Annotated in this window: 15 protein-coding genes; 9 read left to right on the top strand and 6 right to left on the bottom strand. The window is 71.8% G+C overall.

Going from position 1 to position 14,019, the window contains the following annotated elements:
- The first annotated feature begins 48 nt into the window (after positions 1–48).
- Positions 49–456, top strand: a complete 408-nt coding sequence (locus tag DEI96_RS01695) for a MarR family winged helix-turn-helix transcriptional regulator (protein WP_111024581.1) — start codon at positions 49–51, stop codon at positions 454–456.
- 74 nt (positions 457–530) lie between these two features.
- A complete protein-coding gene (locus tag DEI96_RS01690) occupies positions 531–1,571 on the top strand; it encodes an LCP family protein (RefSeq protein ID WP_111024580.1) in 1,041 nt (346 codons plus the stop codon).
- Positions 1,572–1,645: 74 nt separating this feature from the next.
- On the opposite strand, the gene DEI96_RS01685 is transcribed toward DEI96_RS01690, so the two are convergent.
- The 6 genes from DEI96_RS01685 to DEI96_RS01660 form a co-directional block, all read right to left on the bottom strand.
- Complete coding sequence (locus tag DEI96_RS01685) at positions 1,646–2,344, bottom strand: LysM peptidoglycan-binding domain-containing protein (RefSeq protein WP_111024579.1); 699 nt, start codon at positions 2,342–2,344, stop codon at positions 1,646–1,648.
- 302 nt (positions 2,345–2,646) lie between these two features.
- A complete protein-coding gene (rlmC, locus tag DEI96_RS01680) occupies positions 2,647–3,798 on the bottom strand; it encodes a 23S rRNA (uracil(747)-C(5))-methyltransferase RlmC (RefSeq protein ID WP_111024578.1) in 1,152 nt (383 codons plus the stop codon).
- Between the two features lie 7 nt (positions 3,799–3,805).
- Positions 3,806–4,702, bottom strand: coding sequence for an SMP-30/gluconolactonase/LRE family protein (locus DEI96_RS01675; protein ID WP_111024601.1), 897 nt, complete (start codon positions 4,700–4,702; stop codon positions 3,806–3,808).
- A 10-nt stretch (positions 4,703–4,712) separates the two neighbouring features.
- Complete coding sequence (locus tag DEI96_RS01670) at positions 4,713–5,333, bottom strand: DedA family protein (protein ID WP_071404822.1); 621 nt, start codon at positions 5,331–5,333, stop codon at positions 4,713–4,715.
- A gap of 67 nt (positions 5,334–5,400) precedes the next feature.
- Positions 5,401–6,060, bottom strand: a complete 660-nt coding sequence (locus DEI96_RS01665; protein WP_111024577.1) for a FadR/GntR family transcriptional regulator — start codon at positions 6,058–6,060, stop codon at positions 5,401–5,403.
- On the bottom strand, positions 6,057–6,779 hold the full coding sequence (locus tag DEI96_RS01660) for an SDR family oxidoreductase (protein ID WP_181440583.1): 723 nt from the start codon (positions 6,777–6,779) through the stop codon (positions 6,057–6,059). The genes DEI96_RS01665 and DEI96_RS01660 overlap by 4 nt, the downstream gene beginning before the upstream one ends.
- 45 nt (positions 6,780–6,824) lie before the next feature.
- On the opposite strand from DEI96_RS01660, the gene DEI96_RS01655 reads away from it, so the two are divergent.
- From DEI96_RS01655 to mnhG, 7 genes are all read left to right on the top strand, one after another.
- Positions 6,825–7,577, top strand: coding sequence for an SDR family NAD(P)-dependent oxidoreductase (locus DEI96_RS01655; RefSeq protein ID WP_111024575.1), 753 nt, complete (start codon positions 6,825–6,827; stop codon positions 7,575–7,577).
- Between the two features lie 101 nt (positions 7,578–7,678).
- Entirely contained in the window at positions 7,679–10,591 is a 2,913-nt protein-coding gene (locus DEI96_RS01650; RefSeq protein ID WP_111024574.1) for a Na+/H+ antiporter subunit A, read from the top strand.
- On the top strand, positions 10,588–10,998 hold the full coding sequence (locus DEI96_RS01645) for a Na(+)/H(+) antiporter subunit C (protein ID WP_110865552.1): 411 nt from the start codon (positions 10,588–10,590) through the stop codon (positions 10,996–10,998). Before DEI96_RS01650 ends, DEI96_RS01645 begins: the two co-directional genes overlap by 4 nt.
- The gene (locus DEI96_RS01640) at positions 10,995–12,686 is read left to right on the top strand and encodes a Na+/H+ antiporter subunit D (RefSeq protein WP_111024573.1); all 1,692 of its coding nucleotides are present in this window, start codon (positions 10,995–10,997) and stop codon (positions 12,684–12,686) included. Before DEI96_RS01645 ends, DEI96_RS01640 begins: the two co-directional genes overlap by 4 nt.
- Complete coding sequence (locus DEI96_RS01635; RefSeq protein ID WP_111024572.1) at positions 12,683–13,264, top strand: Na+/H+ antiporter subunit E; 582 nt, start codon at positions 12,683–12,685, stop codon at positions 13,262–13,264. Before DEI96_RS01640 ends, DEI96_RS01635 begins: the two co-directional genes overlap by 4 nt.
- On the top strand, positions 13,261–13,599 hold the full coding sequence (locus DEI96_RS01630; RefSeq protein ID WP_051597118.1) for an MrpF/PhaF family protein: 339 nt from the start codon (positions 13,261–13,263) through the stop codon (positions 13,597–13,599). The genes DEI96_RS01635 and DEI96_RS01630 overlap by 4 nt, the downstream gene beginning before the upstream one ends.
- Positions 13,596–13,952: a monovalent cation/H(+) antiporter subunit G gene (gene mnhG / locus DEI96_RS01625; RefSeq protein WP_071245814.1), complete on the top strand. Its 357-nt coding sequence runs from the start codon at positions 13,596–13,598 to the stop codon at positions 13,950–13,952. The genes DEI96_RS01630 and mnhG overlap by 4 nt, the downstream gene beginning before the upstream one ends.
- Positions 13,953–14,019 lie beyond the last annotated feature (67 nt).

Here is a 14,019-nt window from a genome sequence, read left to right as displayed (position 1 = left end):
GCTGATTACTTGACGGTCGAGCGCTCCTGACGACCATAGAATCACGGCATGCAGGACACGAGCGAGCAGTGGCCCCTCGGGCGCCTGCTGTCCGCGGCTGCACGGTCCGTCGAGCGGGACTGGGACGAGCGACTCCGCGCCATCGGGCTCTCGCACGCCGCGGTCGTCGCGATCGACATCCTCATCCGGACCGGTCCGACCGGCGCGGACACCATCGCCCGGACGGCCCGGGTCCAGCCGCAGACGATGTCCCGCACGCTCGAGCGGATGGAGCGGGACGGTCTGGTCGAGCGCGCCCCGCACCCTGCCGATCGTCGGCGCCGCGTCGTGAGCGTGACGCCCGCCGGCCGGTCAGCGTGGGAGACCGCGCGGCACATCGAGCGCGAGGTCCTGCCGGAGGACCCGGCGCTCCGATCGGCGCTGGGCGATTTGCTCGGCAAGGCGCAGTCCGAGTGAAACACTGTTCCTGAAATACCACATGCGATAAGATCCCGTGGTCGGTCCGTGCCGACCTGACCACAGGAGCCCGCATGTCCGAACGCCGAGCCGCCCGCGCGGCCGTTGCACACGCTCACCGCACCGCCAGCCGCAACAGACGGCGTCGGCCGTTCCTGGTCGCCCTGATCACGACGCTCGGCTCGCTCGTCGGCGTCGCCCTGGTCGTCGCCGTCGTGGCGAGTGTGTTCGTCGGCGGACTCGCTCGGAGCTTCGACGCCGGGCGCGAGACGATCACGAACCCGTTCCCGAGCGGCACCCGACCGACGCCGACGTCAGGTGAGAACGTCCTGCTCATCGGTTCCGACTCCCGGGCGCAGGGCAACCCCGATGGTGGCCCTTCGACATCCGGCGGGCGTTCGGACACCCTGATGCTTGCGCACGTGCCCGCCGATCGTCAGCACGTCTACCTGATGTCGATCATGCGGGACTCCTGGGTCGAGGTCCCCGGGCACGGGCGCGCCAAGATGAACGCCGCGTACGCCTGGGGCGGGGTACCCCTGACCGTGCGGACCGTCGAGCAGCTCCTGGACGTCCGGGTCGACCACGTCGCCGAGATCGACTTCACCGGGTTCGAGGACATGACCGATGCCCTCGGCGGCGTGACCGTGTCCTCCCCGCAGGCCTTCTCGACCACCCACCACGACTTCGTGGCGGGGACGAACCGCCTCGACGGCACCGACGCACTCGCCTTCGTGCGGGAGCGTCACGCGTTCGCCGACGCCGACCACACCCGGGTCCGCAACCAGCAGGCGTTCATGCGCGGCGTCGTGGACGGGCTGCTGTCCCGCGGCACCGTCACCAACCCCGGGCGCATCCAGGACTTCGTCGCCGCGACCAGTGAGCACCTGTCGGTCGACGCGGGGTTCACGTTCGCTCGGATGGCGGAACTCGGGTGGTCGCTCCGCGCGGTCCGGGCCGACGACCTCGTGACCTTCACGGTGCCGACGGCGGGCTCCGGGACGTCACCGGACGGCCAGTCGATCGTGACGCTGAACCAGCTCGCGGTCGGGTCCCTGTCCCAGGCGCTCCGGTCCGACGACGTCGCCGGCTGGCTCGCGGACAACCCGCAGTAGCCCGGCTCCGCACGCACGACGACGCCCCACGACTCGAAGTCGTGGGGCGTCGTCGTGTTCGGTCTGCGGAGAGATCAGGCGGGGAGCTGGAGCTCCTGGCCGGCGTAGATCAGGTTCGCGTCGTCGATGGTCGACGTGTTCGCGGCCCAGAGCTGCTTCCAGCCGCCGTCGATCCCGAGCTTCGTCGCGATCGTGTCGAGCGTGTCGCCCGAGGCGATCGTGTACGTCTTGCCGCTCGTCTTGACCGGGGCGGGCTTGCTCGGCGTCGTCGCTGCCGGGGCGGGCGTCGACTCGGTCGTGCTCGGCGCGGCCGGCTGCGGGGCGGCCTGCTCGGCGGGAGCCGGTGCGGCGGGCTGCGGGGCAGCCTGCTGTGCGGGCGCCGGAGCCGGTGCGGGAGCCGGAGCCGCCGCGGCGGGCGCTGCACCGCTGGTGCCGCTCAGTCCGAGCTGGGCGGAGCAGGCGGGCCATGCGCCCCAGCCCTGCGAGGCGAGGACGCGCTCGGCGACGGCGATCTGGGCCTCGCGGCTGGCGGAGGCGGGGTTGCCCGCGCCACCGTTGGCCTGCCAGGTACCGAGGTTGAACTGCAGGCCGCCGTAGTAGCCGTTGCCGGTGTTGATGGCCCAGTTACCGCCGGACTCGCACTGCGCGAGGGCGTCCCAGGTCGAACCGGACGCTGCGTTCGCGGGGGCTGCCGCGAGGCCGACACCGGTCGCGGCGATGCCGGCGAACGCCAGGCCACCGACGATGGTGCGGGTACGGGAAAGCTTCTTCATGTGATTGCTCCACCGGGGTCACGAGCCGCATGTGTTGCGGAATCCACTGCCCACCCCGACCGATCGCGGTCAGTTGTGGGGGTGCGCCACCGGGGGCAGTGGTCATCGGGCCGGCGGCACCTCGGTCGGCAACCATAGGAAACTCTTGACCGTTATCAAACCGAGACAAACGGTTCTACCCATGCATGCTATGTACCCCGCCCCAGAACCTGAACGGCTCGATGCCCATGGCCATGGTGATCGAGGCGTACCCGGGTACGTGTCCTTGGCAATTCCCTGGCAATGCCGATCGGCGGTCGGGATCAGGCGCGCGTGAGCAGGGTCACGGCCTCGAGGTGACCGGTCTGCGGGAACATGTCGAGCACCCTGGCCCGCCGCAGCCGGAACGACGGCATGCGTGCCAGGTCCTTCGCCAGGGTCACCGGGTTGCAGCTCGAGTAGACGACGTGCTGGACGTCCGACTCCTCGAGCCAGGTCGACAACCGCTCCCCGATCCCGCGACGCGGAGGGTTCACGACGACGAGCTCGGGGACCGCGTCCGGACGGGCCCGGAGGGCGTGCTCGGTCGCGTCGTCGGCGGCGAACCGGAGGCCCTCGAGGCCGGCCTCACGAGCGGACTGCTTCGCGGAGCGGATCGCCTCGGCGCTCGACTCGATGCCGGTCACCACGCGGCCGGGACGGGCAGCGTGCAGCGCGAACCCGCCGACGCCGCAGTACAGGTCCCACATCGACGCCGGGTCGAGCTCGTCGATCCAGGCCGTCGCCTGCGCGTACAGCTCGGTCGCGACACCGGTGTTCGTCTGGAAGAAGCTCTGCGGCCGCAGGTGCATCGTGATCCCGCCGAGCCGCATCGGCAGGGTCTCCTGCTCGGTCAGCACGATCTCGCGGGCGCCCTCGGTGACGGCCTTGTGCTCGGGCAGCAGGTTGGCGGTCACCACGACCGCGTCCGGCAGTGCGGCACGCAGGGCGTCGAGGCGCTGGCGGAGTCGCGGGATCTGCCCCTCGGAGCGCAGCACGAACCGGATCATCAACTCGCCGTCGGGCGACTCGGTGACCAGGACGTACTTGAGCTCACCCCGGCGCGCGGCGACGTCGTACGGGATCAGCCCGGCGGTCGAGACGAACTCGGCCAGCACGGGCAACGCGTGCCGGATGCCGGGCGTGCAGATCCCGCAGTGCCGCAGGTCCACCCCGCGCTGCCGGTGGTCGAGGATGCCGACGGTGGGGTGCTGGACGGTCCCGCCCACGACCATCTTCGCCTTGTTCCGGTACCCCGACTCCGGGCTCGTGATCGCGGGCGACCAGGAGACCGCTCCGGGGCCCCCGGCGGCCTCGACCGCGTCCTGTAGAAGCTCGCGCGTTCGGAGTTCCTTGTCGAGGACCTGGTCGGCGTAGGGCTGGCCCATGAGCGTGCACGACCGGCACACCCCGCGGTCGAAGTAGTCGCACTGCATGGCCGAGTCAGGATACGGCAGCGTCCCGCGTCGTCGTGGCGATCCGGTACACCGAGGTCGTCGCGGTCAGGAACAGCGTCGTACCGTCGTCGCCGCCGAAGCACAGGTTCGACGTGACCTCCGGCACGGCGACCGCACCGATCCGGGCACCCGTCGGGTCGAACACGACGACGCCGCGGTGCGAGGACGACCAGACGTTGCCGTGCTCGTCGACCCGGATGCCGTCCGGCGCACCCTCTCCGGGCTCGAGCCGAGCGAACACCCGGCCGTTCTTCAGCAGGTCGCCTCGGCGGTCGTAGGCGCGGATGACCGGCTCGTCACCCGACGAGCTCGCGATGTACAGCACCCGCTCGTCCGGGTCGAAGGCCAGGCCGTTCGGCTCGTCCAGGTCGGTCGCCACTGGTCGCAGGTCCTCGCCCGCCGGGCCGCACCGGAACACCCAGTGGTCGCCGTACTCACGCACGCCCGGGTGTCCCTCACGCGGCTGGGTGATGCCGTAGGCGGGGTCGGTGAACCAGACGCCGCCGTCCCGCGCGACCACCACGTCGTTCGGGGAGTTGAACCGGCCCCCGTCCCACGTGTCGACGATCGGCGTGACGACGCCGTCGCGGTCCCGCTCGACCCGACGCAGCCCGTGCGAGCACTGCACGACGCTGCCGTCCCGGTCGAGCGTGCGGCCGTTGGTGAACTCGACACCGTCCGCGTACACCGAGGTCTCCCCCGAGTCCGCGTGCCACTGCAGGATCCGGTCGCCGGGGATGTCCGACCACCGCAGGGTGCGGGTCGACGGGATCCAGCAGGGCCCCTCGGCCCAGGTGCTGCCCATGGCGATGCGCTCGAGCGCGTCGGGGTCCGGTACGAGGTCGTCGAGCAGCACGGGTTCTCCTTCGAACGGGCTGCCCAGCCTACGTTCGTCAGGCCGCGGCCGCAGCCTCGCTCCGGCGTCGCACGGCCTTCTCGATCGCGGAGATCGCGAGGCCGAGCAGGATCGACGCCACGACCGCGAGGGTCGTGACGAGGAAGGGCTGCTCTCGGCTCCAGCGCCCGGTGGCCGAGGCGATGCCGACGCAGTACGCGGCCCACACGACGTCGGCGAGCACACAGCTGAGCAGGAACCGCCGGAGGTCGAGCCCGCTGTCCGCGCCGACCAGGTTCGTCGTCAACCGGCCCATCGGGATGAAGCGTCCGAGCACCGCGATGCGCCCGGGAGCGGCACGGTAGCGGCCGTCGATGGCATCCCGGGCCGCGCGGACCTTCGGACGCGCGAACCACGACCTCGAGCCGAGGTCGACCGACCGCGCCAGGTGGTAGAGCCCGAGGTCGCCGAGGACCATCCCGATCGACGCCGCGACGACGAGGAAGAGGACCGGCAGGAGACCGCCGTCACCGCCCACCAGGAGGGTGCCGATCGCGACGACGAGTGCTTGGCTGGGCAGGAAGACCGCGACGCTGCCCACGGCGAGCACGAGGCCGACCACGAAGAACGCCCACGGGGTGCCGACGAGCTGGACGACCAGGTCCTGTGCTGCGTCCACGACTCACCCTCCACGGGCACCGGAGGGGCGCACCGGGGTCCATCCTCGCAGGTCCGGCGCGCTCCGCTCACGTGCGGTCGACGATCGCCCGCATGGTCGACGCCGCGTCGTCCGGCCGGCCGTCGAGGACGGCGTCGGCGAGCGCGAGGTGGAGGCCGACGTCGTGCCGGTCCGGGCGGATGCTCCCGCGTTCGCGCAGCACCTGGCCGACCACCTGGTGCAGTCGTCGGTACAGGGCGTTGCCGGACAGGTCGAGCACGAGCGCGTGGAACCGCACGTCCGCGGCCACGAAGTCGAGGCGGTCGTCGCGGGTCGCGGCGGCGGCGAGCTCGTCCGCGGTGGCGCGGAGGGCCTCCCGTCGGTCCGCGCACTCGTCGAGCGCTGCCCGCCGGGCCGCAGCGGCAGCGGCGGCGGGTTCGACCGCCGCGCGCAGCTCGCGGAGCTCGACCGCCACGCGGTCACCGTCGGGGCCCCGCAGACGCCACCGCACCACGCGCGGGTCCAGGACGTCCCACTCCCGCACGCCGAGGACGGTCACGCCGACCCGGCGCCGCGCGCTGAGCAGGCCGAGCGCGACGAGGACGCGGACGGCCTCGCGGACGATGCTGCGACTGGCGCCCGTCCAGGTCACCAGGTCGTCGACGCTCCGGCGGCTGCCCACGGCGACCGCACCGGAGACGACGGCGGCACCGACCTGGTCGAGGACCCGTTCGAAGGTGCTCGTCACCGCTGCGAGACCGGCGACAGCACGAGCTCGTCGATGCGCACGTGCGCCGGCGACCCGAGCACGAAGGCGACCGTCCGCCCGATGTCCTCCGGTTGGAGCATGCGCTGCCGCGCGGCCGCGTCGGGGACCTCGGGCCGCTGGTCGAGGAAGTCGGTCGCGACGTCACCCGGGCACAGGTGCGTGGCACGGACGCCGTGCTCGGCCTCCTGCTGGTTGAGCGTCCGGACGACCGAGGCCAGCGCGGACTTGCTCGCCGAGTACGCGACACCCGCCCCCGGCTGGAAGGACCACCCGGCGTACGACGACACGACGACCACGACGCCGCCGGACGACCGGAGTGCCGGCAGTGCGGCATCCACGACGGTGACGACCGCGGTGAGGTTCGTGTCCACGATCGCGCGGAAGTCGGTGAGCGACTGGTCGTCCCACCGGCGCCTCGGGGCGTTCAGCCCAGCCGCCAGCACGAGCCCGTCGAGCCGCCCGTGCCGCTCGAGCACGGTGTCCCGCGCGGCTGCGACGGCGTCGGGGTCGTTCGCGTCGAGGGGCAGGACGTCCGCGGTTCCCCCGGCGCCGCGGACGGTGCGTGCGACCTGCTCGAGCCGCTCGGCACGGCGCCCGCTGAGGACCACGGTCCAGCCGTCCCGCGCCGCTGCCTCGGCGCTCGCGGCCCCCATGCCGCTGCCCCCACCCGTGACCCAGAGCACACGCTGATCCGTCATGCTCGAATAGTATGCCTATTCAAGGCACCGACGACGGGAGCAACGATGCACCTCGACCTGACCGACCGCGTGGTGGTCGTGACCGGCGCAGCACGCGGGATCGGGCGCACGCTCGCCGACCGCTTCCTCAGCGAAGGGTGTCGCGTCGTCGCGCTCGACCTCGCCTTCGAGCCGGACTTCCCGCTCGACCACGTCGTGTGCAACGTCGCCGACCCGCAGTCGGTGCGCGAGGCCGTGGACGAGGTCGTCCGGCGGCACGGCACGATCGACGTGCTGGTGAACAACGCCGGCATCAACGTCACGGGCACGGTCGCCGAACTCGAGTGGGACGCCTGGCGCCGCTGCATGGACGTCAACCTCGGCGGCACGTTCCTGATGAGCCAGGCCGTGGCTCCGGTGATGCAGGCGGCCGGGCGCGGTCGGATCATCAACGCCGCCTCGTTCGCGGCGATCGTGCCCAGCGTCGGGAGCGCGGCCTACGCGGCGTCGAAGGCCGCGGTCGTCTCGTTCACCCGGGTGCTCGCATCGGAGCTCGGACCGTGGGGCATCACTGTCAACGCCTACGCGCCGGGCATGGTCCCGACGGCGATGAACGGCTTCGCGACGATGCCGGCCGAGGCGCAGGACCGCCTGCTCGACACGCTGTCGCTCCGCCGGTGGGAGACGCCGGACGACGTCGCCGACCTGCTCGTCTTCGTGGCGAGCGACGCTTCCGGGTACATCACCGGGACCCTGCTCGACGTCTCCGGCGGCAAGTTCGCAACCCAGATCCCCGCTCGCGCGCACGGCCGGACCTGAGCGGACTGCTGTCCGGCCGCACAGGTTCTCCACATCGCCCTCTCCGTAGGCTGTGAAAGCCCAGTGAGCCGGACTGCCGCCCGACCCCGAGGAGGTGCCCGATGGTCCTCGTCCTCGTCGCGTTCGCGATCGTCGCCCTGATCGTCCCCGCTCTGACCCCCGTCCTCGGCCGCCGCGCGTTCTACGTGGCGGCCCTCGCCCCCGCCGCGGCGGCGGTGCTGACGATCGCCCAGACCGACGCCGCCCTGCACGGCAGCGTCGTCGAACGGCACCAGTGGGTCCCTCAGCTCGACCTCGACGTCACGCTGCGGATGGACGCCCTGTCGTGGGTGCTCGCCCTCGTGGTGTCGATCGTCGGCGCGTTGGTGCTGGTCTACTGCGCCTCGTACTTCGAGCGGGACGAACCCGGGCTCGGTCGGTTCGCCGGGGTACTGACCGCCTTCGCCGGCTCGATGTACGGACTCGTGATCGCCGACGACGTCATCGTGCTGTTCGTCCTGTGGGAAGCCACGACGGTCTTCTCCTACCTGCTCATCGGGCACGACGCCGCGAAGCGTGCCAGTCGTGCCGCCGCCATGCAGGCGCTCGTGGTCACCACCGCGGGTGGTCTGGCGATGCTCGCGGGCCTCGTGATGCTCTCGGTCTCGGCGGGCACGACCTCGCTGTCCGCGATCGTCGCCGATCCCCCGAGCGGCACGGTCGTCTCGGTGTCGGTGGTCCTCGTGCTGCTCGGGGCGCTCACGAAGTCGGCGATCGTGCCCTTCCACTTCTGGCTCCCCGCCGCGATGGCCGCACCCACACCGGTCAGCGCGTACCTGCACGCCGCGGCGATGGTGAAGGCCGGCATCTACCTGGTGGCCCGGCTCGCCCCCGCGTTCGCGCTGCTCGACGGCTGGCGCGAGACGATCACGCTGCTCGGCGTCGCCGGGATGCTCGTCGGCGGGTACCGCGCCCTGCGGCAGACCGACCTCAAGCTCCTGCTCGCCTACGGCACCGTGGCCCAGCTCGGGTTCCTCGTGCTCGCCGCCGGCTGGGGTGCCCCCGCGGTCGCCCTCGGCGGGGTCGCGCTCCTCGTGGCCCACGCCGCCTTCAAGTCGACGCTCTTCCTGGTCGTCGGCGCGATCGACCACGTCACCGGCACGCGTGACCTCGGTCGGCTCAGCGGACTCGGCCGTGCCCGCCCGTGGCTGGCGGTCGTCGCGGTGCTCGCGCTGCTGTCGATGGCCGGGATCCCGCCGACGATCGGGTTCGTCGCGAAGGAAGCCGTGCTGACCGGCTTCACCGAGTCCCTGCACGGCCCCGACGCCGGCTGGGCCTGGTTCGCCCTGATCGGTGTGACCGTCGGATCGGTGCTCACCGTGGCCTACTCGCTGCGGTTCCTGTGGGGTGCCTTCGCCCGCAAGCCCGGCGTCGCGACCACCGAGCCACACGCCCTGCACGGCCTCGCCGTCGTGCCCTCGGTGCTCGCGCTGGCCGGGCTCGCACTCGGCCTGCTCACCCCGGTCGTCGCGCACGGCATCGAGCCCGCGGCGACGGTGGCCTCGCTCCCCGGCGAGGAAGTCCCGCACCTCGCGCTCTGGCACGGCCTCGAACCCGCACTCGGCCTGTCCGCGATCACCCTGGTCGGCGGCCTCGCACTGTTCGCCCTGCGCCGTCCGGTCGAAGCGCTCCAGCACCGGTTCGCGGGGTTCCCGAGCGCCGCGGGCACGTACCGGCACGGCATGCGACTGCTCGACCGCGGAGCGACCGGACTCACCGCGAGCCTGCAGCGCGGCTCGCTCCCCTACTACCTGACGGTGATCCTGTCGGTCTTCGTCGCCGGGGCGCTCGCCAACCTGGTGCTCGGCGGACCGTGGGAGTTCCACGTCCGGTTCGCCGACTCGTGGGGCCAGATCCCGGTGATGATCGTGATGTCGATCGCGGGCATCGCGGTGCTCACGGCGAAGACCCGGTTCGCCGCCGCGGTCCTGGTCGGCGTGACCGGCTACGGCCTCTCGGTGCTGTTCGTCCTGCACGGCGCCGTCGACCTCGCCCTGACGCAGCTCGTGGTCGAGACGGTCACCCTGATCGCCTTCGTCCTGGTGCTCCGACGACTGCCCCCGCGCATCGCCACGACCAACCCGTCGCGGTTCCGGGTCGTGCGGGCGCTCTTCGCCGGGCTGGCGGGGCTGACGCTGGCGATCGTCGTCGTCGTTGCTGCCTCGGCCCGAACGGCACGCCCCCTCTGGCCCGACCTGCCCGCACTGACGAGCTCGTTCGGGCACGGTCTGAACGTCGTGAACGTCGCCCTCGTCGACCTGCGCGGCTGGGACACGCTCGGTGAGCTCACCGTCGTGGTCGCCGCGGCCACCGGCGTCGCGAGCCTGATCTTCGTGAACTCGCGCGAGGACACCCTGCCCCGCCTGCGCGACCTGCCCGAGACCCTGACCGCGAACGGCGAGCGCACCGACGGCGAGCCCCGCGCCTGGCTGCCGACGAGCGCCGCGATCCCGACCGGCCGTTCGGCACTGCTCGACGTGGTCGTCCGCCTGCTGTTCCACGGCCTCATCGTGCTGTCGGTGTACCTGCTGTTCGCCGGGCACAACTCGGCCGGTGGCGGGTTCGCCGGTGGCCTGGTCGCCGGCATCGCACTCGCGGCCCGCTACCTGGCCGGCGGCCCGGCAGAACTCGGTGCAGCAGCCCCGGTGCGTGCCGGTCGCCTGCTCGGCCTGGGGGTCGCGACGGCAGCGATCACCGCGATCGTGCCGCTGTTCTTCGGTCGCGAAGCCCTGTACTCCGAGTTCTTCGAGGCCACCGTCCCGGTCCTCGGACACGTCGAGTTCGTCACCGCCACGTTCTTCGACATCGGCGTGTACCTGGTCGTCGTCGGCCTGGTGCTCGACGTCCTCCGCAGCCTCGGTGCCGAGGTCGACCGGCAGCGCCTCGAGGACGCCTCGACCCCGACCCGCGACACCACCGAGGGGTCCGTCAGCGACGCCCTCGATGCCCCCACCCCGGAAGGGAGCGCCACGTGACCGTCACCCTCGTCCTCGTGATCGCCATGGCGGTGCTGTTCTCGTGCGGCGTCTACCTGCTGCTCGAACGCTCCCTGACCCGGATGCTCCTCGGCTTCCTGCTGCTCGGCAACTCGCTCAACCTGCTGCTGCTGGTGATGTCCGGCGCCGCGGGCGACCCGCCGATCGGCAAGAGCGCCGAGGGCATCACCGACCCGCTCCCCCAGGCGTTCGCCCTGACCGCGATCGTGATCACCTTCGCCGTGAGCGCGTTCCTGCTGGCCCTGATCCACCGGTCGTGGCAGCTGTCCCGCGCCGACGAGGTCGAGGTCGACGAGGCCGACGCCGCCATCGGCCGCGACCGCGACGAGGCGGCCGACGAGGACCCGGAGACCACCACCGACGCAGAACAGGAGGCGACCCGATGACCTGGCTCGTCCCGCTCCTCGTCCTCGTCCCGCTGCTCGGTGCCGCGGTCGCGCTCGGACTCCTCCGCCACCAGAAGCTCCAGCGTGCGATCACCGTCGTGGTGCTCGTCGTGGCGCTGGCCGTCGCCGCCACGCTCATGGTCCTGGTCGACCGGCACGGCACGATCGTGGTGCAGGTCGGCGGGTGGGACGCCCCCTACGGCATCTCACTCGTCGTCGACCGGCTCAGCGCACTGCTGCTCACCGTCAGTGCGAGCGTCCTGCTGCTCGTCCTGCTGTTCTCGATCGGGCAGGGCCTGGCCGCCGACGACGAGGACGCCCCGGTCACGATCTTCTACCCGACGTACCTGGTGCTCGCCGCCGGTGTGCTCGACTCGTTCATCGCGGGCGACCTGTTCAACCTGTACGTCGCGTTCGAGATGCTGCTGGTGGCGAGCTACGTGCTCATCACGCTGGGCGGCAGCGAACAGCGCGTCCGGGCCGGCACGACGTACATCGTCACGAGCCTGATCGCGTCGGCGATCTTCCTCGCCGCCATCGGGCTGGTCTACGGCGCCACCGGCACGGTGAACATCGCCCAGATCAGCGAGCGCGTCGCCGACCTGCCGGAGCACGTCCAGCTGCTCCTGCACACGATGCTGCTGATCGGGTTCGGCATCAAGGCGGCGGTGTTCCCGCTGGCGTTCTGGCTGCCGGACTCGTACCCGACGGCCCCGGCGCCGGTCACCGCGGTCTTCGCGGGCCTGCTGACGAAGGTCGGCATCTACGCGATCATCCGGCTCGAGACGGTGATCTTCCCGCGACCACAACTCAACGAGGTGCTGCTCGTCGTCGCCGCACTGACGATGGTGGTCGGGGTGCTCGGCGCGGTGTCGCAGACCGACGTGAAACGGCTGCTGTCCTTCACGCTGATCAGCCACATCGGCTTCATGGTGATGGGCGTCGGCCTCGGCACCGTCGCGGGGACGGCGGCCGCGGTGTTCTACACGGTGCACCACATCGTCGTGCAGACCACGCTGTTCCTGGTGTCGGGCCTGATGGAACGTGTCGGCGGGACGACCTCGACCCGGTCGCTCGGTGGACTGCTGAAGGCCGCACCGCTGCTGGCCGCCCTGTACCTGATCCCCGCGTTCAACCTGGGCGGGATCCCGCCGTTCTCCGGCTTCATCGGCAAGCTCGGCCTGTTCCGCGCCGCCGCCGAGGACGGCTCCCCGATGGCGTACGTCACCATCGGCGCCGGCGTCGTCACATCGCTGCTCACCCTGTACGCGCTCATGCGGGTCTGGGACGCCGCCTTCTGGCGGCCGAAGCCGGCGGCCGAGGCCGCCGCCCCGCACGCGACGAGTGCCGAACCGCACGCCCACCTGCGGTCGCCGGAACCGGCGCCGCTCACCGTCTCCGAGGAGACGGGCGAGGCGTACCACCCGGGAGGCTCGGTGACGGTCACCGACGCACCGCACGCGACCCGTGCCTCCAGTCCGACCACCGGCGCGACCGAGGCGGTCGGCGAGGCTCCCGAGAAGGTGCGCCTGCCGCGCATGCTCGTCGGCGTGACGACCGTCGCGGTGCTCGGGTCCGTCGCCCTGACCGTCGTCGCCGGCCCGCTCTACGGCTACGCGACCCGCGCAGCGGAGTCGCTGGAGTCGCCCGACCGCTACGTGCAGGCCGTGCTCGGAGGTGAGCGATGACCGACGTCCGCCGCATCTCGAACGCCAGGCGGATCGCGCTGGCGTGGCGCTACGACGTGCCCCTCGTCGCGGGACTCACCGTGCTCTGGGCGCTGCTCTGGGGATCGTGGACCCCGCTGACGCTGCTGTGCGGCATCGTCGTGGCGCTCCTCGTCACCCAGGCGCTGCCGCTCCCGCCGGTCCCCCTGTCCGCACGGTTCTCGATCGTCCACGTGCTGCGGTTCCTGGTGGTGTGGTCCGGGCTCGTCGTCGTGGCGTCCTTCCGGGTCGCCTGGGTCGCGTTCCGTCCCCGCGGTGTGCGGCGGAGTTCGATCACGCTCGTGCAGCTGCACTCGACCTCCGAGATGACCTTCACGCTGGCCACCCTCGCGATCTCGCTCGTGCCCGGCTCGTACGTCGCCGACGTGGACCTGCGGCGCCGTCGCCTGCTGCTCCACGTACTCGACACCGAGCGCCTGGAGCAGGTCGAGGACGAACGCCGCGTCGCACTCCGGATCGAGGCCATGGTCATCCGCGCACTGGGATCCAAGCAGGACGTCTCCGAGCTGTCCGAGCCCCTGCCGGAGGTGACCCGATGAGCCCCGCCGTCGTCGTGATGGGCATCGCCGTCGCGCTCGTGCTCGCGCTCCTCGGGGCGACGTTCGCCCTCGCGGTGTTCCGCATCGTGCGCGGCCCGACCATCCTCGACCGCATGATCGGCTCCGACATGGTGCTGACCACGGTGCTCGTGGTGATCGCCGCCGCGATGGTCATCCGCCAGGACCTGACCGGCATCCCCGTGCTCGTGGTGATCTCGGCGACGAGTGTGTTCGCCACGGTCGCCGTCGCCCGGGCCGTCACGCCCTCGGCTGACCCGTCCGACGAGGGACTGACCGTCACCACCCCCGAGCGCGCCGAGGAGGACCAGTCGTGATCGAGATCATCGAGTCGTTCGTCGACGACGCCGGCATCCGCGCCTGGATCGCCATCGGGCTGCTGCTCGTCGGGTCGCTGCTGTCGCTCGGCGCCGGGGTCGGCATCGTCCGGTTCCCGGACCCGCTCGTCCGTCTGCACGCCATGGCGAAGCCGCAGGTGCTCGGGCTCGCACTCGCCCTGGCCGCCATCGTGGTCGCGGTGTGGACGTGGACGGCGTTCTGGGTCGTGCTGCCGATCATGGTGTTCCAGCTGTTCCTGGTGCCCGTGTCGACGCACATGATCGCCCGCGCCGGCCTGCGCGCCGACGACTACCGGCACGAGGACCTGCTCGTCGACGACACGGAGTCCTGACGCACCGATCTGACGGACCGGAGGCCCGTGGCGGCGTCGCCACGGGCCTCCCGTCCGTCAGGTGGTC

Origin of the sequence: Curtobacterium sp. MCLR17_031 (assembly GCF_003234775.2) — a bacterium.
In the GTDB taxonomy this organism is placed as follows: Bacteria; Actinomycetota; Actinomycetes; order Actinomycetales; family Microbacteriaceae; genus Curtobacterium; species Curtobacterium flaccumfaciens.
Note: the sequence above shows the minus strand (reverse complement) of the source record. Positions and strands in the feature narration are given on the sequence as shown.